The sequence below is a fragment of the Amycolatopsis sp. NPDC051102 genome (assembly GCF_040682815.1).
Taxonomy (GTDB): Bacteria; Actinomycetota; Actinomycetes; order Mycobacteriales; family Pseudonocardiaceae; genus Amycolatopsis.
Genome location: NZ_JBFBBT010000023.1, coordinates 1 through 22,214, shown reverse-complemented (window position 1 = coordinate 22,214; position 22,214 = coordinate 1). Strand labels below are relative to the sequence as shown.

Annotated in this window: 22 protein-coding genes; 9 read left to right on the top strand and 13 right to left on the bottom strand. The window is 74.0% G+C overall.

Annotated elements, in window-relative coordinates; translation table 11 throughout:
• The first annotated feature begins 86 nt into the window (after positions 1–86).
• Together AB0M93_RS39885 and AB0M93_RS39880 are read left to right on the top strand one after the other, a co-directional pair.
• Positions 87–1,385 (top strand): amidase family protein, encoded by a 1,299-nt coding sequence (locus tag AB0M93_RS39885; RefSeq protein WP_364284444.1) that lies wholly within the window; start codon positions 87–89, stop codon positions 1,383–1,385.
• On the top strand, positions 1,369–2,211 hold the full coding sequence (locus tag AB0M93_RS39880; protein ID WP_364284441.1) for a MerR family transcriptional regulator: 843 nt from the start codon (positions 1,369–1,371) through the stop codon (positions 2,209–2,211). The genes AB0M93_RS39885 and AB0M93_RS39880 overlap by 17 nt, the downstream gene beginning before the upstream one ends.
• On the opposite strand, the gene AB0M93_RS39875 is transcribed toward AB0M93_RS39880, so the two are convergent.
• Positions 2,171–2,533, bottom strand: coding sequence for a metalloregulator ArsR/SmtB family transcription factor (locus AB0M93_RS39875; RefSeq protein ID WP_364284438.1), 363 nt, complete (start codon positions 2,531–2,533; stop codon positions 2,171–2,173). The two genes, AB0M93_RS39880 and AB0M93_RS39875, sit on opposite strands and share 41 nt — an antisense overlap.
• Before the next feature lie 54 nt (positions 2,534–2,587).
• Here AB0M93_RS39875 and AB0M93_RS39870 point away from each other — a divergent pair, with 54 nt between their 5' ends.
• A complete protein-coding gene (locus AB0M93_RS39870; RefSeq protein WP_364284435.1) occupies positions 2,588–3,562 on the top strand; it encodes a cation diffusion facilitator family transporter in 975 nt (324 codons plus the stop codon).
• On the opposite strand, the gene AB0M93_RS39865 is transcribed toward AB0M93_RS39870, so the two are convergent.
• Positions 3,559–4,749 carry an MFS transporter gene (locus AB0M93_RS39865; RefSeq protein ID WP_364284432.1) on the bottom strand — a complete coding sequence of 397 codons (1,191 nt, stop codon included), beginning with the start codon at positions 4,747–4,749 and terminating at the stop codon, positions 3,559–3,561. The genes AB0M93_RS39870 and AB0M93_RS39865 overlap by 4 nt on opposite strands.
• Complete coding sequence (locus tag AB0M93_RS39860) at positions 4,746–5,522, bottom strand: DeoR/GlpR family DNA-binding transcription regulator (protein WP_364284429.1); 777 nt, start codon at positions 5,520–5,522, stop codon at positions 4,746–4,748. The genes AB0M93_RS39865 and AB0M93_RS39860 overlap by 4 nt, the downstream gene beginning before the upstream one ends.
• 123 nt (positions 5,523–5,645) lie before the next feature.
• On the opposite strand from AB0M93_RS39860, the gene AB0M93_RS39855 reads away from it, so the two are divergent.
• Positions 5,646–6,233, top strand: a complete 588-nt coding sequence (locus AB0M93_RS39855; RefSeq protein WP_364284426.1) for a TetR/AcrR family transcriptional regulator — start codon at positions 5,646–5,648, stop codon at positions 6,231–6,233.
• Here the strand turns inward: AB0M93_RS39855 and AB0M93_RS39850 are convergent.
• Together AB0M93_RS39850 and AB0M93_RS39845 are read right to left on the bottom strand one after the other, a co-directional pair.
• Entirely contained in the window at positions 6,230–7,330 is a 1,101-nt protein-coding gene (locus tag AB0M93_RS39850; RefSeq protein ID WP_364284424.1) for a Gfo/Idh/MocA family oxidoreductase, read from the bottom strand. The genes AB0M93_RS39855 and AB0M93_RS39850 overlap by 4 nt on opposite strands.
• Positions 7,327–8,070, bottom strand: coding sequence for a TIM barrel protein (locus tag AB0M93_RS39845; protein ID WP_364284421.1), 744 nt, complete (start codon positions 8,068–8,070; stop codon positions 7,327–7,329). The genes AB0M93_RS39850 and AB0M93_RS39845 overlap by 4 nt, the downstream gene beginning before the upstream one ends.
• 220 nt (positions 8,071–8,290) lie before the next feature.
• Between AB0M93_RS39845 and AB0M93_RS39840 the strand changes: the two genes are divergently transcribed.
• Complete coding sequence (locus tag AB0M93_RS39840) at positions 8,291–8,485, top strand: hypothetical protein (RefSeq protein WP_364284418.1); 195 nt, start codon at positions 8,291–8,293, stop codon at positions 8,483–8,485.
• Positions 8,486–8,565: 80 nt separating this feature from the next.
• Positions 8,566–9,420, top strand: a complete 855-nt coding sequence (locus AB0M93_RS39835) for an SAM-dependent methyltransferase (protein ID WP_364284415.1) — start codon at positions 8,566–8,568, stop codon at positions 9,418–9,420.
• A 22-nt stretch (positions 9,421–9,442) separates the two neighbouring features.
• Here the strand turns inward: AB0M93_RS39835 and AB0M93_RS39830 are convergent, their stop codons facing one another.
• The 8 genes from AB0M93_RS39830 to AB0M93_RS39795 form a co-directional block, all read right to left on the bottom strand.
• Positions 9,443–10,732 (bottom strand): ABC transporter substrate-binding protein, encoded by a 1,290-nt coding sequence (locus AB0M93_RS39830; RefSeq protein ID WP_364284412.1) that lies wholly within the window; start codon positions 10,730–10,732, stop codon positions 9,443–9,445.
• Positions 10,729–11,844 (bottom strand): hypothetical protein, encoded by a 1,116-nt coding sequence (locus tag AB0M93_RS39825; RefSeq protein WP_364284409.1) that lies wholly within the window; start codon positions 11,842–11,844, stop codon positions 10,729–10,731. The genes AB0M93_RS39830 and AB0M93_RS39825 overlap by 4 nt, the downstream gene beginning before the upstream one ends.
• Positions 11,841–13,265, bottom strand: a complete 1,425-nt coding sequence (locus AB0M93_RS39820) for a VWA domain-containing protein (protein ID WP_364284407.1) — start codon at positions 13,263–13,265, stop codon at positions 11,841–11,843. The genes AB0M93_RS39825 and AB0M93_RS39820 overlap by 4 nt, the downstream gene beginning before the upstream one ends.
• 4 nt (positions 13,266–13,269) lie before the next feature.
• On the bottom strand, positions 13,270–15,432 hold the full coding sequence (locus AB0M93_RS39815; RefSeq protein ID WP_364284404.1) for a tetratricopeptide repeat protein: 2,163 nt from the start codon (positions 15,430–15,432) through the stop codon (positions 13,270–13,272).
• Complete coding sequence (locus tag AB0M93_RS39810) at positions 15,429–16,952, bottom strand: serine protease (protein WP_364284401.1); 1,524 nt, start codon at positions 16,950–16,952, stop codon at positions 15,429–15,431. The genes AB0M93_RS39815 and AB0M93_RS39810 overlap by 4 nt, the downstream gene beginning before the upstream one ends.
• Before the next feature lie 146 nt (positions 16,953–17,098).
• Positions 17,099–18,076, bottom strand: coding sequence for an ABC transporter permease (locus AB0M93_RS39805; protein WP_364284399.1), 978 nt, complete (start codon positions 18,074–18,076; stop codon positions 17,099–17,101).
• Positions 18,073–18,957, bottom strand: a complete 885-nt coding sequence (locus tag AB0M93_RS39800; RefSeq protein WP_364284396.1) for an ABC transporter ATP-binding protein — start codon at positions 18,955–18,957, stop codon at positions 18,073–18,075. Before AB0M93_RS39800 ends, AB0M93_RS39805 begins: the two co-directional genes overlap by 4 nt.
• 13 nt (positions 18,958–18,970) lie before the next feature.
• Positions 18,971–19,366: a GntR family transcriptional regulator gene (locus AB0M93_RS39795; protein WP_364284393.1), complete on the bottom strand. Its 396-nt coding sequence runs from the start codon at positions 19,364–19,366 to the stop codon at positions 18,971–18,973.
• Between the two features lie 118 nt (positions 19,367–19,484).
• Between AB0M93_RS39795 and AB0M93_RS39790 the strand changes: the two genes are divergently transcribed.
• The 3 genes from AB0M93_RS39790 to AB0M93_RS39780 form a co-directional block, all read left to right on the top strand.
• Positions 19,485–20,258 (top strand): cyclase family protein, encoded by a 774-nt coding sequence (locus AB0M93_RS39790; RefSeq protein WP_364284391.1) that lies wholly within the window; start codon positions 19,485–19,487, stop codon positions 20,256–20,258.
• Positions 20,255–21,874, top strand: a complete 1,620-nt coding sequence (locus tag AB0M93_RS39785; RefSeq protein ID WP_364284388.1) for a thiamine pyrophosphate-binding protein — start codon at positions 20,255–20,257, stop codon at positions 21,872–21,874. The genes AB0M93_RS39790 and AB0M93_RS39785 overlap by 4 nt, the downstream gene beginning before the upstream one ends.
• Positions 21,875–21,941: 67 nt before the next feature.
• On the top strand, positions 21,942–22,214 hold a 273-nt coding region (locus AB0M93_RS39780), incomplete at its 3' end, for a transposase (RefSeq protein WP_364284385.1).

Genomic DNA, 22,214 nt, shown 5'->3' with positions numbered 1-22,214 from the left:
CGGCGATCACCCCCGTGGGCTACCCGGAACGGCGGGCCGCGGAAACCCGTTGACCCTGACACCGTGTCAGGCACTACCCCGGAGCCATGACGCCTTTCCGCACCGCGACCGAGGTGGCCGCCGGGATCCGCCGCGGCGAGCTCTCCTCGCGCGCCCTGACCGAACAGCTCTTCGCCCGCATCGACGCCTCGACCGTCAACGCCGTCATCGCGACCTGCCGCGAAGCCGCGCTGGAAGCCGCTTCGGAGGCCGACCGGGCGGTCGCACGCGGCGACGACACTGGGCCCCTGCACGGCGTCCCGATGACGATCAAGGACGCCTTCGCCGCGACGGGCCTGCCCACGACCTGGGGCGAGCCGGCCTTCGCGGACTGCGTCGCGGACGAAGACGCGGCGGTCGTGCACCGGCTGCGGGCCGCGGGCGCGATCGTCGTGGGCAAGTCGAACGTGCACCACCTGCTCGCCGACTTCGGCCGGACCGAAAACCCGCTCCACGGGCGGACGCTCAACCCACGGGACCCCGCCCGGACGCCGGGCGGTTCGAGCGGCGGCGCCGCGGCCGCGCTCGCCGACGGCCTGACGTACCTCGAGTACGGCTCCGACCTGGCCGGGTCCATCCGGATCCCGGCCGCCTACTGCGGTGTCTACGGCCTCAAGCCCACCGCGGGCACCGTGCCGCTGCGCGGGTTCCAGCCGCCGGGACCACCCGCGCCGCTCCCCCGCGAATTCCCCTCGGCGGCCGGACCGCTGGCCCGGTCGGCGGCCGACCTGCGGCTCGCCCTGCGCGTCACCGGCGGGCCGCTGCGGCCGGCACGGCAGACGCGGCTCGGCGATTTCCGCGTCGGTGTCGTGCTCGACGACCCGGCGTGCCCGGTGACCGGCGAGGTCGGTGCGGCGCTGTCGGACGCCGTCGACGCGCTGGCCCGCGCCGGGGTGCGGGTCCGGGAGGGCTGGCCGGCCGACGTCGACCCGGTCGTCCAGGCCGAGGCTTTCGGCTTCCAGGTGGAGCTGTTCTTCGCGAGCCAGGAAGGCCGGGAACCGGCCGGGACCGCCGGACAGGAACAGCGGCGGGCGGCCCTGACCGCCGCCTGGGCCCGGTACCTGGCCGGGGTCGACGTCTTCCTCTGCCCGACGGTGTTCACCACGGCGTTGCCCCACGATCACCGGGACCGCTACGACGACCAGGTGTTCTGGATCGCGCAGGCGTCGCTGCCCGGATTGCCGTCGCTCAGCGCCCCGGTGGGCGAGGGCCTGCCGGCCGGGCTGCAGGTCGTCGGGCCCGCGCACGAGGACGACACGGCGATCACGTTCGCGGACCTCGCCGCGGACGTCGTCGGCGGCTTCGTCCCGCCTGGGGCAGGATCGGGCCGTGTTCTCGATCGGTGACTTCGCCCGCCACGGCCGGGTTTCGGTCCGGATGCTGCGCCACTACGACGCGCTCGGGCTGCTCCGGCCGGCGCGCGTCGACCCCGCGACCGGCTACCGCAGCTACACCGCGGGCCAGCTGGCGCGGCTCAACCGGATCGTCGCGCTGAAGGACCTCGGGTTCACCCTGGAGCAGGTGGCCACGTTGCTGGCCGACGAGGTCACGGTCGAGCAGGTGCGCGGCATGCTCGCGCTGCGGCGCGCGGAGCTGGAAGCCGCGCTGGCCGAAGGCGCGGCCCGGCTGGCGCGGGTCGAGGCCCGGCTGCGGACGATCGAGGCGGAAGGCCGCCCGTCCGCCCACGACGTCGTCGTCAAGGAGCTACCTGCCATGCGGGTGGTGGAGCTGACGGGCATGGCGGCGGGTTTCGCGCCGGAGGTGATCGGGCCGGTCGTCCACCCGCTGTGCGCCGAGCTCGGCCGCCGCCTGCCGGCGGCGGACGTCACCCCGGCCGGACGGCTGACCTGCTACTACGAGCAGCGCGCGGAGGACGAGGTCGTCGTGCACGCAGCGGTCCCGGCCTCGGTCGGCGGCGGCGACCTCAACGGCCTGGCGGTGGCGGACCTGCCGGCGGTCCGCGCGGCAACGCTTGTCCACCGCGGCGCGATCGACGGCGTCCTGCCCGGCTGGCAGGCGGTGGTGCGCTGGATCGACGACCACGGCGGCCGCTCGGCCGGCCCGCAGCGTGAGGCGTACCTGGACTGCCCGGCGGACCCGGCGGGCTGGGTGACCGAGCTGCAGGAGCCGATCAGCTGGACCGCGGCAGGTGGGCGTGATCGCCCGACGTGATGCCGCGGTCCACGTGGTCCGCGTGGTGCAATGCCTGGGCCAGCAGGCCGCGCACGTGGTTGTCGGCCGCCGAATAGTAGACGAACGTGCCTTCGCGGCGGCCCTTCACCAGGCCCGCCAGGCGGAGCTTGGCCAGGTGCTGGCTCACCGCCGTCGGGGCCGCGCCCGCCAGTTCGGCCAGGCAGGCCACCGAGGACTCGCCCTGCAGGAGGGCCCACAGCACCTTGATCCGGGTCGGGTCGGCCAGCAGCCGGAACGACTCCGCCGCCAGGTGGACCTGCTCTTCGGTGGGCATGTCGAAGTCCGGCAGCGACGTGTGCATGACCGAAACCCTACTACTTGCGTATCTGCGTGCTTGCGCAGGTAGACTCCCTTCATGCCTGGACACGGCCACCGCCACTCGAAGTGGCGGCCGCACAGCCACGACAGCGCCGACCGCGTCGACCACGCCCTCGAAACCAGCCGGCGCGGGGTGCGGGCGCTCGTCTGGTCGTTCATCGCGCTGTCGGTGACCGCCGTCGCGCAGCTCGTTCTCGTGCTCGTCACCGGCTCCGTGGCGCTGCTGGGCGACACCGTCCACAACTTCGCCGACGCGCTGACCGCCGTGCCGCTCGGCGTCGCGTTCCTGCTCGGCCGGCGCGCGGCGACGCGCCGCTACACCTACGGCCTCGGCCGCGCCGAGGACCTCGCCGGCGTGGTCGTCGTGCTCGCCGTCGCGGCTTCGGCGGCGATCGCCGGCTACGAATCCGTGCTGCGGCTGCTCGATCCTCAGCCGGTCGGGCACCCGTGGGTGGTGGCCGTGGCCGGGGTGATCGGCTTCGCCGGCAACGAACTCGTGGCGCGGTACCGGATCACGGTCGGCCGCGAGATCGGTTCGGCCGCCCTGGTGGCCGACGGGCTGCACGCCCGCACGGACGGCTTCACGTCGCTGGCTGTCGTCGCCGGCGCCGCGGGTGTCGCGTTCGGCTTCCCGGCCGCCGACCCGATCGTCGGGCTCGGCATCACGGTCGCGATCCTGTTCGTCCTGCGCGACGCGGCGAAGGAGGTGTTCCGGCGGCTGCTGGACGCCGTCGACCCGGCGTCGGTCGAGCTCGCCGAACGAACGGCCCTCGACGTCGAAGGCGTGCTTGGCGCCCGAGACCTGCGGATGCGCTGGATCGGCCACCATCTGCGGGCCGAGCTCGCGGTGACGGTGGCGGCGGACCTGACCGTCGAGACCGCGCACGCGCTGGCCCACGAGGTGGAACACCGGCTGCTGCACACGATCCCGCGGCTGACCGCGGTGGTGGTCCACACCGAACCGGCCACCGGCGCGGACCGGGCGCACGAAACCGTCGCCCACCACCACTAGCCGACGGGCTGCTCCGCCGGTTCCGGCTTCGGGCTCAGGACGCCGGCGAACACGGCCGCGAGCACGCACAGCACCACGGGCACCGCGAAGGTCACGTTCAACGGCATCCACCGCGTCAGGCCGCCGATCAGCGCCGGGCCGGCCAGCAGCCCGACGTAGCCGAGGCCGACCACGCGGGCCATCAGTGCGCCCGAGGCCCGCGTGTCCAGGTTGCCCGCCGCGGTGAACAGCTGCGGGACGCCGCCCGAGAGGCCCAGGCCGAATACCGCCCAGCCGGCCAGGGACACCGGGACCCACGGCGCCGCCGCGGCCGTCGTCAGGCCCAGCGCCGCCAGCGTCGCGCCGTAGCGGACGATCGCCGCCGGGCCGGCCCAGGCCGCGACGCGGTCGGTCAGGAACCGGCCGGTCGTCATCGCCACCGCGAACGCGCCGTACGCGAGCGCTGCCGTCGACGCCGACGTGCCCAAGACCTTCTCCATGTGCAGCGCGGCCCAGTCGTTCGCCACGCCCTCCGACAACATCAGCGCCAGCGCCAGCAGGCCGAGCAACCAGACCATGCGGCCCGGCGGCCGGCGCGTGGTGGCCGCCGGCTCGGCGGTGCCGGAAGCGGCGGCGGGCGCGTCGGCCGGCTCCATCAGGAACCGCGCCGACAGCACGGAAAGCAGCACGCACAGCAGGCCGGTGGCGGTGAGGGTGACGCCGGTGGGGACGCCCGCGCCGAGCGTGGCCGCGCCGATGACCGCGGCGATCGCGCCGCCGATCGACCACATCGCGTGGAAGGCCGCCATGATCGGGCGCGGGTAGGCCCGTTCCACCACGACCGCGTGCGAGTTCATCCCGACGTCGATCGCGCCGTTGCCGAACCCGAAGAAGGCCAGCGAGAGGCCCAGTGCCCACCACGAGTTCGCGAACCCGGGCGCGCACACCGCGAGGCCCATCAGGATGCCGGCGGCCGGCACCAGCCGCCGGTGCCCGAACCGGTCGACGAGCGGGCCGGCCACCTGCATGCCGGCGAACGCGGCGCCGCCGAGCACCAGCAGCAGCCCGCCCAGCGTGCTGTGCGAGATGCCGGTCGCGCGCTCGGCGTTCGGGATGTGCACCACCCACATGCCCATCGCGAACCCGTTGAGGCCGAAGAACATGAAGGTCGCGAACCGGGCGGCACGCGGGCGGGGCGGGGCGGTCATCGGCTCTCCAGGGGAACGGCGACGTGCACGAGGACACCGCGGCCGGCCAGCGCCGCCCGTTGGTCCTCGGGCGCGCCCGGGTCGGTGATCACTACGTCGGCGCGGTCGGCCGGACAGACGTGCGCGAGCGCGGCACGGCCCCACTTGGCGCCGTCGGCGAGCACGATCGCCCGGGCCGCGACCTCGAGGGCGGCCCGCTTGACCTCGGCGTCGCCCAGGTCGAAGGCGGTGAACCCGGCGTCGAGCCCGAACGCGCAGGGGCTGAGCACGGCGACGTCGAACCGCAGGGCCCGCAGTGAAGCCAGCGTCAGCGGCCCCACCAGGGCCTGCTCGCCCGGCCGTGGTTCGCCGCCGGGCAGCAGCAGGCGGACGCCGGGGGCTTCGGCCAGTTCCCGGACCGCGTGCAGCGACAGCGGCATCACGGTGACCGGGCGTCCGCGCAGCAGCCGCGCCAGCTCCAGCGCGGTGGTGCCGCTGTCGAGGACGACCGTTTCGCCGTCGCGGATCAGCTCGGCCGCCGCGGCGGCGATGGCTCGCTTCGCCGCGATCGAGGCCGTCGCGCGCGCCGCGAACGGCGGCTCGATCCCCCACGGCGACGCCGGGATCGCGCCGCCGTGCACCCGCCGCAGCACGCCCCGGGACGCCAGCAGGTCGAGGTCGCGGCGGACGGTCATCTCCGACGCGCCGGTCGCTTCGGCCAGCTCCGCGACGCCCACCTGGTCCGCGTCGCGCAGCCGCTCCACGATGACCCGGTGCCGCTCCGCGCTCTTCACGCCGCGATGCTCGCAAGCTGCCGACGTTCGCTCAACCGCTTTGTCCGTCCGATCACGCGGGATGTGCGAACGACCGCTGCGGCATGATGGTGCCGTGCACGCCGCCGAGACCACCGCGACCCCGTGACCGGGGGCTACCTGAAGGGCCGGATCCGCCGCGAGGACATCATCACGGCGGCGGCCGCGGCCTACGGCGAGCTCGGCTACCACGGCTCGTCGCTGCGGGAGATCGCCAAGCGCGTCGGGATCTCCCACGCCGGCCTCCTCTACTACTTCCCCACCAAGGAGGCCCTGCTCGCCGCGGTGCTCGAACGCCGGGACGCCGAGGACTCCGAGCGCGAGCAGCTGACCGTGCCGCCCGGGCTGGAGGTCCTGCGCCACTTCGTCGCGCTCGCCGAGCACAACGTCCGCCACCCCGGGATCGTCGACCTCTACTCCCGGCTCGCCGCCGAAGCGGTCGCCCCGGACCACCCGGCGCATCAGTACTTCGTGCGCCACTACCGGGCCGCCCGCGACGGCGTGCACGAATCGTTCGACGCCCTCGCCGCCCGCGGCGAGCTGCGCGCGGGCGTCGAGCCGGAGCTGGCGGCGCTGACGTTCATCGCCCTGATGGACGGCTTGCAGGTGCAGTGGCTGACCGTCCCCGGCGAGGTCGACCTGGTCGGCTCGCTGCGCTTCTACCTGCAGAACCTGCTCACCGTCCCGCTCTAGAGGGTCTTCGCGTACGGGTCCCAGCCCACCGGCAGCACCGGCGGGACGTCGACCGTGCTCGCGACCTCGACGCTCTGCCCGCGGGTCAGCGACTCGTCGATGGCCAGCATCGCGTCGAGCACGTGGTAGGCCAGCTCGCCGGACGCGCGTTCCGGGACACCGGCCCGGATGGCGCGCGCCAGCTCCAGCGCGCCGGTGCCGCGGGAGGCCGCGTGCCCCTGCGGCGCCAGCTCTTCCGGCTCCGCGTGGCCGAGCAGGTGCAGCCGGGTCGGCTCGTCGAACCGGTTGGGGTCCGGCAGGACGGCGGTGCCGAGCGTGCCGGTCAGCTCGACCAGCCCGGGCCGCTTGAGCGCCGAGTCGAAGCTCAGGACCAGCTGCGCGGACGCGCTTTCGAACTCGACGAGCGCGGTGACCGTGGTCGTCACCGACACCGGGAACTCCGTCCCCGCCCGCGGCCCGGCTCCGATGACCCGCGTGTCGCGCGCCCGCGCGCCGGCCGCGGTGACCCGCCGGACCGGGCCGAGCAGGTGCACCAGCGACGTCAGGTGGTAGGGGCCCATGTCGAGCAGCGGCCCGCCGCCGGCCTGGAAGTAGAACTCCGGTGCCGGGTGCCAGACCTCCGGGCCCGGCACCTGGAAGAGCGCCAGCGCGGTCAGCGGACGGCCGATCCGGCCCGCGTCGACGGCTCGCCGCGCGGTCTGCAGCGCGGCGCCGAGCACGGTGTCGGGGGCGCTGGCCAGGCGCAGGTTCTTCTCCCGTGCGCGATCGAGCAGCTTGCGGCCGGTCTGGCGGTCGAGCGCGAGCGGCTTCTCCGCCCAGACGTGCTTGCCCGCCTCCAGCGCGGCGAGCCCGACCTCGACGTGCGCGACCGGCACGGTCAGGTTGACGACGAGCTCGACTTCGGCGTCGTCGAGCAGCTCGGCGAACGTGCCCGAATGCGGGACGCCGTACTCGGCCGCGCGGGCCGCCGCCCGCTCGGTGTCGAGGTCGGCCACCCACCGCACCCGCACGTCCGGGAAGCTGGTGAGGTTCTGCAGGTAGGTGGCGCTGATGACGCCGGCGCCGACGATCCCGACGCCGACCGGCCCGCCGGTCACCGGCCGGCGCCGGTCAGGAAGGCGTGGCTGGCGGCGATGGCCGCGAAGAGGTCCCCGGCCGGGCCACTGTAGGCGTCGAACTCGACCACCCGGAGGGCGTCCGGCGCGGCGGCGAGCACGTCCGCGACCGGGACCCGGCCCTGGCCGGCCGGCACCTGGCCGGTGGCGTCGGTGGCGAGCCCGCCGTCCTTGACGTGGATGGCCCGGACGCGGTCGCCGAGCCGCCGCAGCAGCGCGGGCGCGTCCTCGCCGCCCGCGGTGGCCCAGTAGGTGTCGACCTCCAGCGCGACGGCCGGGTCGAGCTGCTCGGCGAACACCTCGAACGCGCTGCGCCCGTCGATCCGGGACTCCAGCTCCCACCAGTGGTTGTGGTAGCCGACGCGCACGCCGTGTTCGGCGGCGAGCTTGGCGGCGGCGTTGAGCGCTTCCGCCGTGGCCGCGATGTCGGCCGGGTCCTGCCACCGCTCGGCCGGCACCAGGGGGTCGATGACCAGGCCGATGCCGAGCTCGGCCGCCGCGGCGAAGACCGCCTGCTGGTCGGCGCCGAGCAGGCGCGCGTGCGCGGTCGGGGCGGTCAGGCCGTTCGCGGGCAGCCCGGCCCGCAGGGCTTCGACGTTCTCGACGACGCCGTACGGCTCGACCTGCGTGAACCCGATCTCGGCGAGCCGCCGCAGGGTGCCGGCGGGGTCGGCCGCGAAGGCGTCGCGGACCGAATACAGCTGTACGGAAGGCAGGCTCATTCCCGGCTCCTCCAGTTCCCGGTGGCGGCCGTCCGCCACACCAGCTCAATTTCTACCACCTGGTCAAAATTGTGACCAGGGCGTTTCGGATGAATCCGTCCCGCCGATCCCCGGACGCACCGCGTGCCCGGGCTCACGCCCACCGGTGTTTTGGCAAGTCCCCGATGGGGCAGTAACGCCGAGAGGGCAGGGGCCAGGGCCGATCCGGGAGGTGCCGGTAGTGGACAGGGCAGGGGACGAAGCGGACACCGGGGCAGCCGCCGGGCGCCCGGGGTCCCGTCGCGACCTGACGGACCTGTCCGAGGCCGCGCGGGACCTCGACCGGCGGATCGAGCAGCACCTCGCGCGGCTGCGCTGGGAACGCGCTCAGCGCGCCGCCGAGATCCCGGACCAGCGGCTGCGCCCGAGCGGCTGACCGGGGCGGGTTCACCGCCGGAACGCGACCTATTACGCTGGGTGGCCCAACGCCGCCCGCCGAAGCCCTGCGAGGTCGCCATGTCCGACGTTCCGTCCACGCTGTCCCCGAGCCAGACGCCGGTGGGCGTGGACCCCGAGCGGCCGAGCATCGCGCGGATCTACGACGGGTTCCTCGGCGGCAACAACCACTACGAGGTCGACCGCCTGGTGATGGACAAGATCCGCACCGCGGTCCCGGAAGCGGTGGACATCGCCCGCGGCAACCGCGGGTTCCACAACCGCGCGCTGCGGATGCTGGCCGGCCAGACCAAGATCCACCAGTACCTCGACTGCGGGTCCGGGCTGCCGACGGCCGAGAACACCCACCAGATCGTGCAGCGCATCGACAAGGACAACACGGTCGTCTACGTCGACAACGACCCGGTGGTCCTCGCCCACGGCCGGGCGCTGCTGGTGGAGAACGACTTCACGCACATGGTCGCGGCCGACATCTTCGACCCGTCGCAGGTCCTGCGCAACGAGGACGTGCTGCGGCACATCGACTTCACCGAGCCGGTCGCCCTGCTGCAAGTGGGCACGATGCACCATTGCGAGGGCGACGGCGTCTTCGACATCATGCGCGAGTACATCGCCGCGCTGCCGTCGGGCTCGTACGTGGTGCTGTCGCACTTCTACGACCCCGAGGTGCCGGAACTGACCGCGATCGCCAAGCGCATCGAGCAGATCCTCGTCCAGGGCCCGCTCGGAGCCGGCCGCTTCCGCACCCGCGCGGAGATCGAGGCGATGATGGACGGTCTCGAGCTGGTCCAGCCGAACGCGACGGCCGAGCCGGGCATGGCCGTCTGTGACGAGTGGTGGCCGGACGGCCCCCGGCTCACCCCGCTGAGCGACTCGGCGCGGTGCGTCGCCGGGATCGTCGGCTACAAACCGTAACTCCCCGGCGGGCCGGCCGGGTTCAGCACGGCAGGTCCAGCCACTGATCCTGGTCGATGCCGCGGCGCACCTGCTCCAGTTCCCCGAGCAGGTTGTCCAGCCGGTCGGGGTGGGCCAGGTACTCCAGCACCGCCTGGTAGAACGCGCTGGTCATCGCCGAGGGCATCAGGTCCGACGCGTCGAAGCACAGGTCGGTGCCCTTGGCGAGGGTGGTCGCGATCCCCCGGGTCACGTCGCTGCGGTAGACGTCCTGGCCGACGAGCCCCTGGTGCACCGAGAACGTCGTCCCGCCCGACGGCCAGATCCGCTGCCCGGCCTCCCCGGCCAGGTAGACCATGAGCCGGCGCGTGGCGGGGGTGTCGTGGAACATCCCGGCGAGGTCGGCCGACACCTCGGACCGCACGGGCTTCCCGGCGCTGGGGAACGGGAAGAACCGGAAGTCCCGGCCGGGCACGGGCGGCCCGGCCGGCCGCCGCACCGTCAGGTAGTCGCCGATCGCGAACGAGCCGAGGTGCTCCAGCAGGCAGCCGGGCGGATCGGCGAACAGGGCGCGCCCGGCGTCGGCGAACGAGGTGAGCAGCGCGGCCGTGCTGCCGCCGCGGACCGCACCCGGCGCCAGGACCAGCGTGCCCCAGCTCTGCCACGCGTCGCGCACCGCCGAGTCCGTCCAGGCCACCTCGCCCGCCGCCCAGTGGCGGTACTTGTCCGGGGCCTGGTGCAGCAGGATGTCCTCGAGCCAGTCGGTCCCGGGGAACCCGGAGTTCGGCGGCGCCCCCATGCCGAGGCACCACGGTGTCTGCCCGGCGGCGGACAGGCGCCGGGACACCGCGACGAGCTCGTCCCAGGTGGCCGGTGGGTCGTCCCGGAAGCGGTCCGGGTCGTACCAGACGATGCTCTTCAGATCGGCCTTGACCACGACCGTGTACACCACGTCGGTGCCGAGCTGCTGCAGGTTCAGCCACTGCGCGCTGTACGCCTTGGCCGCCTCCGCGCCGAGGACGTCGTCCAGGGGCTTCAGCTGCCGGGATCGCACGTACCCCACCAGCTCGGCGGGGTCGGACAACACGGCCACGTCGGGCGGGGTGCCCTGCTGCAGGTCGCCGCGCAGCACCTGGTTCTGCGCGCGGGTGCCCTGGTAGCTCGTCTGGATCCCGGTCTCCCGGGTGAACCCGTCGAGGACCCGCAGGAACGCCGTCTGCTCGTCGCCGGTCCACGGCCCCAGCACCGTCACCAGCTCCGCGCCGGCCCCGGCCGAGCACCCGGACACCAGGAGGACGACGGCCAGCGCCAGGACGGCGCACCGCTTCGTCACGGCTCTCTCCTCGCGCGGAACCGGTATTCGTCGAGCCGGGGTTGCAGGCCGCCGGCCGCGAGGACGCCGATCCCGGCGGCCAGCACCGGGATCCCGTACCCGAGGATCCCGTTCCAGGCCGGTTCGGTGAGCCCGGGGCCCAGCAGCGCCGCCTCGTCGACGGGACTCTGCGGCGGGGCCGGGAGGGCGGGCGGGACGGGCGTCCCGGCGGCGAACGCGGTCACGGTGTCGCCGCACGCGGCCACTCCCTCGATGCCGCACTGGGCGGTCAGCACCTGGGCCAGCGTCCACCGCGCCCAGGCGGCGGCCGCCGCGGTGGCGACGGACCGCGTGTCCACGACCTGCTCCAGCGCGGCGCCGCCGTGGCGCGCGTCGGACTGGATGCCCAGCAGCAGCGCGGTTCCCGCGCCCAGCAGCACGCACGCCGCCGTCGCCCCCAGCAGCGCGGTGTTCACCGTGCGCCGGAACCGGCCGGCGAGGAACCGCTGGGTCCACACGAGCGCGGCGAGCAGCAGGAGCAGCGGCACCGCCCACAGCACCGTGATCACGGGGGCCAGCCAGCGGGCACCGAGCTGCTGGTCGAGCGCGGCGCGCTGGGCGGCCTCGAGCGCGTCGAGCCGGGCGAGGATCCCGTTCTGCGGCGCGGTCAGCAGGTCCGACGCGGACTGCAGGTTGCTCGCGGTGAGCGGGCCGCCCGCGTCCTGGCGGAAGTGGGCGTCGGCCTGCCCGATGAAGCCGTTGTACGAAGGCAGCAATCCTTCGATCAGCCGCAGCGTCTGGCTGCCCGCCTCGCCGGCCGCGTTGTGCTCGGCGACCTGGGTCAGCTGCTGGCTCGCCCGGGCGATTTCGTCCTCGTACTGCTCGCTCGGTCCGGTCAGGCGCGCCTGCTTGGCGTCGAACGCCTTCACCGCCGCGCTGTGCGCGGCCACGATCGCGTCCTTGGCCAGGGACACCTCCAGCACCGCGGGCGCGGTGCGGTCCCGCACCTCAGCGATGCTGGCCCGCACGCCGAGGAAGGTCGCCAGCGCGGTCGCCAGCACCAGCACGCTGCCGGCCACCAGGCCGAGCCGCAGCCACCACAGGGTCTGCCGGGTCGTGCTGATCGCCGTCACGACGGCGTCCCCGCCTCGACCGGTTCACCGCAGTGCCCGCACACCTTCGCCGACGGCCGCACCTTGTGTCCACAGTGGACACAGTCGCGCGGGACACCGTCCACTTCGGCCACCACCGCCGCGGCGGGCTCGGCCGCACCGGTGTAGGTGGAGATGGTCGAGCCGAGCATCAGGGAGAACCCGTCTCGCGGGCGCACGCCCTCCTTGAACGCGAAGCCGCCGTCGGCACGCACGTCGATCAGCCGGCCCAGCCGCTTGAGGATCTCGGTGTTCCCCAGTTCGGTCGCCAGCCGGACCGCGGTGCCCCACTCACGCGCCGCTGCCGCCCGGTCGTCGCGCTCGAAGGCTTCCCAGCCCGCCCGGACCGCGCGCCCCAGCTCGGCCTGCCCGGTGACGCGGGCGACGTGGTCGTCCGGCACGCTCGACAGCGCCAGGTCGTCGGTCAGGTAGCCCACCACGGCCTGCGGCTCGCCGGCCGGGTCGTCGGCGCCTCGGAACAGGGTGACGGTGCCGAGCAGCAGGTCTTCGTACCGGGTCAGCTCGCCGGCCGCGACGTCGAGGCACAGGTGGTACTCGCGCAGCTCCTCGCCCCACGCCCCGGTGGGCAGTTCGAGCACGCGGCCCTCGGTCCGGCACTGCGCGGTGAGGTCGACCTCGGTGGGGAAGACCTGCTTGACGAACCGCAGCCGGCTGTAGGGCATGGTGGTCATCCGCAGCCGCAGGTCCGGCACGGTCCGGCCCATCGCCCGCTCGACCAGGCGCCGGAAGTCCCCGGCGAGCTCGGCGTCCTCCAGGACGGCGTCCGCGCTGCCGCGCAGCACCGACGCGATCCGCTGCAGGTCCCGCGGATCCCAGTTGTCGCCGATTCCCCTTGCGTCACAGGCGAATTCGCCCCGGCAGCGGCCGAGCGCGGCCTCCAGCGCGCCCGGGCGGTCGGACTGGTTCAGGCCGTCGGTGAGCAGCACGGCGTGCCGGATGGTCGCCGGCGTCTTCCCGAACAGCTCCCGGGCCAGGTCCAGCCACGTGCTCATGGCGGTGCCGCCCCCGGCGATCAGACCGGAGACGGCCTCCTTCGCTTCCTGGCGCGTCCGCTCGCCGGCCACGGCCAGCGGCAGCGCGGCCGGGTACACCAGCCGCGCCCGGGACGTGCACTCCGCCACGCCGAACAGCACGCCGTCGCGCAGGGTGCCGATGGCCGCCCGGCAGGCGTGCCGCGCGGCCTCGATCTTCGTCGGCGGCCAGTCCATCGAGCTGGAGCAGTCGACCAGCAGCAGTTCGGCGGTCGGCGGCGGTTCCGGGGCCGCCGCGCCCGCGTCACCCACCCGCACGGTGAGGACGACGTCCATCCGGTCGTCGGCGGGCGCGAGGTACTTGTTCTGGCTCAGCTGGAGGGTGAACGACGGGCGCTCCCGGGCGGGCATCCGATCACCTTCTCGTCTTCGGCCGGACGGAGTTCGCGAGGTCGACCAGCACGCCGTGCTCGTTCCGGTCGCGCGCCCCTTCGGCGAGCCGGCGCAGGGACTGCTCCAGGAGCGACCGCAGGCCGCGTTCGGTGACGCGCTCGCCGAGGAGCGCGCCGCCGTCCCAGCCGTCGTGGCCGGGCCCGGCCAGCGCGGCCTCCCGGACGAGCGCTTCCAGCCGGTCCTGGGCCTCCCGGTCGAGGTAGACCTCGGGCAGCCGGCGGGCCGCGTCGGCGAGGTCGTCGCGGCCCGGCGGGCCGGACGGCAGGCGGCCCGCCCGGATCCGCACGGTGGCGATGCGTGCGGCGTCGTAGTGGCGCGAAATGGGCGGGACGGCGTCGAGCAGGGCGACCGCGGCGTCGCGGCCCTGGCTCCTCAGCGCACAGCGGGCCAGCCCGAACGCGGCGCTGACCTGCGCGTGGTCGCGGTGCCACACCGAGCGGTAGCAGCGCTCGGCCGCCTCGGTCCGCCCGCGCAGTTCGGCGCAGAACCCGAGCGCCAGCTTCGGTGCGATTTCGCCGGGCCAGCTTTCGTGCACCTCGCCGAACCTGCCGGCGGCTCCCTCGGCGTTGCCCCGCGCCAGTTCGAGCAGACCGTGGTGCCAGCCGGCCCGCCAGTCACGGGCGGCCCCGAGGCCGAGCAGTTCGTCGGCCACGGACAGCGCCGCGGCGGCGGCTTCGGGGTTCCGCAGCGCGATCAGCGCCCGCGTCCTGGCGAACGCGATCTCGGCCGAGCGTCCGGCGAACATCGCGAGCTTGTCCAGCCAGCGGTACGGGCCGGGCGCGCCCGCGGCGGCGATGAACGCGGCCGCCGGGTCGTCGGGAGCGACCCGCGGCACCGGCAGCCGGCCGGCGCCGTCGGCGGCCGCGGGCAGGCCGAGGTCCAGCCGGCCGGCGGCGTGGTCGCCGGTGACCCAGTGGTCGAGGCCGGGCACCGCGCCGAGGCCGTCGTCGAGCAGTTCCGCGGTGTCCTCGAACAGCGCCGACGGCGCCGGCCGCGGCTGTTCGTCGCGCAGGGACAGGATTTCCCGGCGCACGCCCTCGAGCTGCTCCGCCATTTCGGCCGCGGTGGCGAACCGCAGTTCGAACGGCGCGACCGCCCGTTCGAGCACCTTCCGCAGCGAGTCGACGCCACCGGCGACCCGGTCCGGGTCGGGGCCCTCGCTCGCGGCGTCGAACAGGTCCTTCAGGGTCGCGCCCACGGCGTGCAGGTCCGAGCGGACGGTCAGGCCGTACCTCTCGATCTCCTCCGCCGGTGCCTGGTACCCCTTCGTCCCGACGCTCGGGCCGGCCGCGCCGCCGATCGGGCGCGCCGCGCCGAGGTCGATCACCTTGACGCGCTTGTCGCCGTGGATCACGTTCGCCGGGCTCATGTCGCAGTAGAGCAGGCCCTCGTCGTGGAGGTAGCCCAGGGCCGCGAGAATCGCCTGGCCGTAGCCGATCACGTGCTCGACCCGCGGCGGCGGGCCCTCCTGCAGCAGGTTCCGCAGCGACCGCCCGCCGACGTACTCCATCACCAGGTAGGTGTCCGGCTCGTCGCCGTGCTCGACGAAGTCGGTGATCCGCACGATGTTGGGGTGGTCGAGCCGGACGAGCACGTCCCGTTCGACCCGCGCCTGCGCGCGCCGCACCGCGTTGCCGCTGTTGATCACGCCCTTGAGCACGACGTGCTGGTCGCCGAGCGCGGTGTCGGCGGCCAGGTAGATCCAGCCGAGCCCGCCGTGGGCGAAGCACCCGATGACGTCGTAGCGGTCGCCGATCCGCTCGCCGCTGGTCAGCTTGGGCAGGAAGGAGAAGCGTTCGCCGCAGCTTTCGCAGAACCCTTCGGCGAACGCCGGCTCACCGGCGTAGGCGCGGCCGACCGGCTCGCCGCAGCGGCCGCAGAACCGGTTCTGCTCGGGGTAGTCGGGGTCGGTGAGGAGGAGTTTCTCCGGGTCCGGCACCTCGATCGCCGGCAGGGACGGGAAGTCCGCGTCGCCGCCTCGGAGCTCGGCGCTGCGACGGGTGCTCTGCTTCGCCGGGGCGGCCACGTCCGGGGCGGCGGCCGGGACCCGGCGGCGGCCGCAGACCTCGCAGAACCCGATCGGCCCGACCGGCCGCTCGTGGCACCACACCGTTTCGGCCGTCACGTGCCCTCCAGCCGGCGGCGGACCGCGCACACGTACCGCTCGACCAGCCCGGCCGCGGCTTCCGGCTCGTCCGGCCGCGTGGTCAGCGCCGCCATGGCCGGGCGGTACAGCTCCGCCAGGTCCTCGTCCTCCATCAAGCCCGCGTCGGTGGCCTTCGCGTTGTAGCCGCGCAGCCGTCCGTGCAGTTCGTCGTGCCGGGCACGCTGCGCGCCGAGGTCGGCGTGCCGCCCGACGAGCTCCCGCCACGCGGCCTCGGCGGCGCGCTCGGTCGCCGCCAGTGCGCGCCGCACCCGGCCCGGTTCGACCCGCTCCCCCGCGGACCGCAGCGCGCCCAGCCGCAGGCGCAGGTCCGCCGATCGGCCGGGCACCACCGTGCGCGATCCCAGCCGGGCGGCCAGCTCCCGCGTCCGTTCCTCTTCGTGCTCCACCATTTCGACCAGCAGCGCCAGCCGCTCCAGGCCGTGCGCGTTCCGCTCCCGCTCCCAGCGGCGGGCGAGGCGCAGGCCGGGCGAGTCCGGTGAGCTGAACTGGGCCAGCACGGTGGCTCCCTTGTCCGTCAACGGTTTGACCGTCCCGGTGAGCACCTCCTCCGGCGCGCGGGCCGAGTCGATGCCGGTCACCGCGACGGCGACGGCCTCCGGCGTGCTCGCCAGCACGGTGGTGACCTCTTCGGTGCTGATGCCGGCCTTGACGTGCTCGGCCACCTCCTCGGCGGTCCGGCCGGTGGCGTCCACGATCGCGGCGAGCCGATCGCCGGGCCCCCGCTCCGCCGCCGCCGGGCGGGACACCCGGCGTTCCCGCCGCACCTGCGCCAGGAGGTACCCGAAGACGTCCGCCCCGCTTTCCCCGATGAGCACGATCAACGGCCCGTCCGCCGGCCGCGGGGGTTCGCCCACCCACCGCGCCACTTCCGGCACGTACCCGGTGATCACCTCGACCGGGATCAGGGAAGCGGGGCCGGTGTGTTCGGTCACCACCATGCCGAGCACCGAACCGGTGGCCTCGTCGATCACGCCCGCGCCGCTGAACCCGCCGCGGGCCCGTTCCCCGGGCAGTTTCGCGTCGAGCCGGATCCGCTCCCCCGCGACGCCGGCCGGCTCGGCGTTGTCCACCCGGACGCCGTTGCCGTGCGGGCGCGGGAAGCCGTAGGTGTGGACCGCCCGGCCGCGCAGGGCGCCGAGGCGCACCAGTGGCGCTCCGGCCACCCGGGGGAAGGCGTCGGTCAGGTCCAGCAGCGCGATGTCGCCCCGGTGGTCCGCCGCCGGCGGCACCCAGCAGCCGGGCCGCACGCCGGCGCGCGTTTCCGGCGCCCCGGCCAGGCCGACGAACCGGACCCGCAAGTGCTGCCCCGAAAGCGCTTCCTCTCCGGCGGCTTGCACGACGTGCGCGCAGGTCAGCACGGTGGCTTCGCCCAGCAGCATCCCGGCGCCCAGTATCCGGCCCGACGAACTCAGCAGGCATACCTGCCACGGTTCCGAATCCCCCGCGCGCCCAGCGGAAAAACCGTTGTGCTCCCTCACCGGGTGCGACTTTACGACGGTGCGCCGACAGTCCGGCGAGGGTTCGCCCGCTTGTCCCGGCAGATCACCCGATCGGCCGCAGTCTCCCCTGGCCGCGTGGAGAACTCACGAACCGGCGACGGCGTCCGGTGGGGAACCCGCGCCCGTCACGCGATCGTGCGCAACCGGCGGATCGCGAAGAACACCAGCGCGGCCGCCAGCAACACGAAGATCCCCGTTTCGATGCCCTGGAAAAGCCAGAACCGGTCGCCCGGCTGGTACTGCAGCCAGTTGTACGCGCCCGGTCCCGCCTCCTGCGGGCCGGCCCCGCACCCGGTGGGCGGGCACGGGCCGATCTGCGCGTCCGGCAGCACGAGCTCGCCCGCCGCGTTGCGGACACCCTGCTGCATCACCCAGTCCCCCGACGCGAAGTTCGGCGTCCGCTGGTCCCCCGGGCCGAACGAGAGGGTCTGCGCCGGCAGGTACCGCGGCCGGGCCAGCACTTCGATCGCGACCCGGACCGCGGCGAACCCGGCCAGGGAGATCGCCATGGCGGGCAGCACTTTCCGCCAGAACGTCCCGGCGAAGACGCCGAGGGCGAGCGCGAACAGCGTGTACGCGATCGGCACGATCCCCTGGACGTCGAACGTGACGTAGGCCAGCCGGCCGGTGGTCGCGCCGACCAGCGGCTGGAACCACCAGGACACGCCCAGCGCGTACCCGACGGCGAGCACCGCGGTGATCGCGCCGACCAGGCCGAACTTCACCAGCGCCCACCGCAGGCGGCTGACCCCCTGTGTCCACACGAGACGGTGGGTGCCCTGCTCGACCTCGCGGGCGACCAGCGGCGCGCCGAAGAACACGCCGACCAGCACGGGCAGGACCACGAACAGGACGGCGACGAACACCAGGCCGCTGAACTGGTCCTGGAACTGGTGGCCGAGGTTCTCGCAGCGCGCCACCGCCTCGGTCTGCGTGATCAACGGCGCGGTGCCGAGCGCGGCCCGGCAGCCGGGCAAGCCGAGGCTGTCGTACTTCGCGTGCATCGCCAGGCCCGTGGGGACCATGATCGCGGCGAGCACGGCCAGCGCGCCGAGGGTGAACAGCGCCTGCCTGCGGTGCTGGCGCCAGGTCAGCCAGATCATGCCGGCACCTCCCACGCGGACGCCGGGACACGGGCTTCGGCTTCGGCGAGGTGCGCGAGCACCACGTCCTCCAGGGTCACTTCATGCTCCGTCCACAGTGGATCAATCGGGCCGTCGCCGCGGCGGACCAGCAGCGTCGACTGGCGTTCGGTGTGGCTCGCGCGGACGACGTGCGCGACGCCGGCGATGGACTCGCTGCCGGCCCGCGGGCCGACGAGCGTGCGGTGGGTTTCGAGCAGCTCGTCGACCCCGCCGGTGAGCTGGACGCGGGCCCGCTGCAGGACGACGAGGTGGTCGCAGGCGCGTTCGAGGTCGGCCAGCAGGTGCGAGGACAGCAGCACGGTCGTCTCGCTCTCGGCGACCGCGCCCATCAGCGTCTGCATGAACTCGCGGCGCGCCAGCGGGTCCAGGGTCGCGATGGGTTCGTCGAGCAGCAGCAGCCGCGGGCGCTTGGCCAGCGCCAGCGCCAGTGCCACCTGGGCGCGCTGCCCGCCGGACAGCTTCCCCACCGCCTTGTCCGGCGGGATGCCTAGCATGGCCAGCCGGTCGCGGGCCAGCGCGGCGTCCCAGCGGCGGCGGTTGAGCTTGCCGCCCATGGTGACCAGCTCCGCCGCGGTGAAGTCCCGGTAGAGCGGGGTGTCCTGCGCGACGAACCCGACGTCGGCGAGCACGGCCCGCGGGTCGCGGCCGAACACGCGCACCTCCCCCGCGTCGGGCCGCAGCAGCCCGACGAGCAGGTGCAGCAACGTCGTCTTGCCCGCGCCGTTCGGGCCCACCAGGGCCGCGATCCGGCCGGCGGGCAGTTCGAGCGCGCAGTCCTGCACTGCCCAGGTGCGCCCGTACCGCTTCCCCAGGCCCCGGGTCTCCACCGCAAGTTCCATTTTCCGGACTCCCCTACGCCAGGTCCTGCGGCGCCCGCGCGCCGCGCATCGTGGTATCGATCAGCGCGGCGATGTCGTCGTCCGACATCCCCGCGGCTTCGGCGCGCGCGAGCCAGGCCACCAGCTCGTCGCGCAGCTGCGCCTGGTTCCCCAGCGACGGCCCGGCCAGGCTGCCGGTGACGAACGTGCCCACACCGGGCCGCCCTTCGGCGAGCCCTTCCAGCACCAGCTCGCGGTAGGCCTTGAGCACGGTGTTCGGGTTGATCGCCAGCGCCTGGGCCACCTCGCGCACCTTCGGCAGCTGGTCGCCGGGCCGCAGCAGGCCGACGCGCAGCGCCTGCTTCACCTGCACGACGAGCTGCATGTACGTGGCGACCTTGGAGCGGCCGTCCAGGACGAACTCGATCACCCGGCACCTTCCTATTGTCCTACGACAATAAGACAACACCCGCCGGCGCTCGGCTGTCAAGGACGACTCCGCGGGCATAGGGTTCGCTCGGGACGCACACCGGCACCGGGAGGCAGGCATGTCGTTGTTGGACGGACTGAGCAAGGCGATCGCGGGCGGCACGATCGAGATCGTCGACCTCACCGCTCCCCTGAGTTCGAGCACGCCGATCCTGCAGCTGCCGGAGCCGTTCGCCAACACCATCCCGTTCCGGCTGGAGGAGATCAGCCGCTACGACGAGCGGGGCCCGCGCTGGTACTGGAACGACATCCACACCGGCGAGCACACCGGCACCCACCTGGACGTCCCGGTGCACTGGGTGTCCGGAAAGGACGGTCACGACGTCTCGCAGGTGCCGTTGAAGACGCTGGTGGCGCCCGCGGTCGTGCTCGACTTCTCCGCGCGGGCGGCCGCGGACCCGGACTTCCTGCTTTCGGTCGACGACGTCCGCGCGTGGACGGCCGAGCACGGCCCGCTGCCCGACGGCGGCTGGCTGCTGTACCGCACCGGCTGGGACGCGCGCAGCGCCGACCAGGCGGAGTTCCTCAACGCCGACGAGTCCGGCTCGCACACCCCGGGCGTCGCCCCGGAGTGCGCCCGCTGGCTCGCCGAGGAAACGCCGATCACCGGGCTCGGCGTCGAGACGGTCGGCACCGACGCGGGCCAGGCGCCGGGGCTCGAGCCGATGTTCCCGTGCCACGAGCTCCTGCTCGGCGCGGGCAAGCACGGCCTGACGCAGCTGCAGAACCTGGGTTCGCTGCCGCCGACCGGCGTGCTGCTGGTGGTCTCGCCGCTGCCGATCGTCGGCGGCTCGGGCAGCCCGGCCCGCGTGCTGGCCCTGGTGGAGCGGTGAACGTCGCCGAACTGGTCGGCCGGACCCTGGCGCGCCTCGGCGCCGGCACGGCGTTCGGCGTGGTGGGCAGCGGCAACTTCGAGGTGACGAACGCGCTGCGCGCGGGCGGCGTCCGGTTCGTCGCCGCCCGCCACGAAGGCGGCGCGGCGAGCATGGCCGACGGGTACGCCCGGATGAGCGGCAAGGTGCCGGTGCTGTCGCTGCACCAGGGCTGCGGCCTGACCAACGCGGTCACCGGGATCACCGAGGCGGCCAAGAGCCGGACGCCGATGCTGGTGCTGGCCGCCGACTCGGCCGGGTCGTCGGTGCTGTCGAACTTCCGCATCGACCAGGACGGCCTGGCCACGGCGGTCGGCGCGGTGCCGGAGCGGGTGCATTCGGCCGCGAGCGCGGCCGCGGACACGGTACGGGCGTTCCGGACGGCGGTGCAGCAGCGCCGGACGGTCGTGCTGAACCTGCCCCTGGACGTCCAGGCCGAGCCGGCCCCACCGGAGTTCCCCCTGCCGCCGGTGCCCGGACCGGCCCCGATCCGGCCGGACACCGCGGCGGCGGCCGCCCTCGCGGACCTCCTGGCCACGGCACAGCGCCCGGTGTTCATCGCCGGCCGCGGCGCCCGGGCGAGCCGGGAACCGTTGCGCCGGCTGGCATCGCGGTGCGGCGCGTTGCTGGCGACGTCCGCCGTCGCGCACGGCCTGTTCCACGACGACCCGTTCGCACTGGGCATCTCGGGCGGGTTCGCCTCCCCGGTGGCGGCGGAGCTGATCGTGGGCGCGGACCTGGTCGTGGGCTGGGGCTGCGCGCTGAACATGTGGACGACCCGCCACGGAAAGCTGCTGAGCCCGCACGCAAAACTGGTCCAGGTCGACGTCTCACAGGCGGCGTTGGGCGCCCACCGCCCGATCGACCTGGGCATCGTCGGCGACGTCGGCTGCACCGCCTCCGAGGTGCTCTCCCTGGTTCCGGAACAGCGAGGCTACCGAACGGACGACGTCGCGACCCGGATGGCAACCGGCCGCTGGAACGACGTGGAGCACGAGGACCTGTCGACGGCGGACCGGATCGACCCGCGCACGCTGAGCAGGCTCCTAGACGAGCTGCTGCCGGCGGAGCGGATCGTCTCGATCGACTCGGGCAATTTCATGGGCTACCCGAGCGCGTACCTGTCGGTGCCGGACGAGCAGGGTTTCTGTTTCACCCAGGCGTTCCAGAGCATCGGCCTGGGCCTGGGCACGGCGATCGGAGCGGCCCTGGCCCGCCCGGACCGCCTCCCGGTCCTGGGCACGGGCGACGGCGGATTCCACATGGCACTGTCCGAATTGGATACAGCGGTCCGCCTGTCCCTGCCACTGGTGGTGATCGTCTACAACGACGCGGCGTACGGAGCAGAGGTCCACCATTTCGGCGACGCCGACATGTCAACGGTCCGCTTCCCGGATTCGGACCTGGCGGCAATAGCCCGCGGCTTCGGTTGCACAGGTGTCACGATCCGGACACGGGAAGACCTGTCGGCGGTCCGGGAGTGGCTGACGGAACCCCGCACGGCCCCGCTGGTGATCGACGCGAAGATCGCGGACGACGGTGGGTCGTGGTGGCTGGCGGAGGCATTCCGCCACTAAGGGGTCAGTTCAGAATGAGTCGGCGTGTCGGCTTTGCCTGGTATGCGGGGCTTTCCAGAATGTTCGCATGCGTGAGGAGGTTCTGACCGACCAGCTGTGGGGGCGGCTCGAGCCGCTCCTTCCGGTGCATCCACGGCGGTTCCGCTATCCCGGCCGCAAGCGCGCCGACGACCGCGCCGCACTCGAAGGCATCTTGTACGTCATCCGCACCGGCATCGGCTGGAACCGCCTGCCCACCGCGCTGTTCGGCGCCTCCGGGGCCACCTGCTGGCGAAGGCTGACCGAATGGCACGAGGCCGGCGTCTGGCAGCAACTGCACGAACGCCTGCTCGCCGAACTG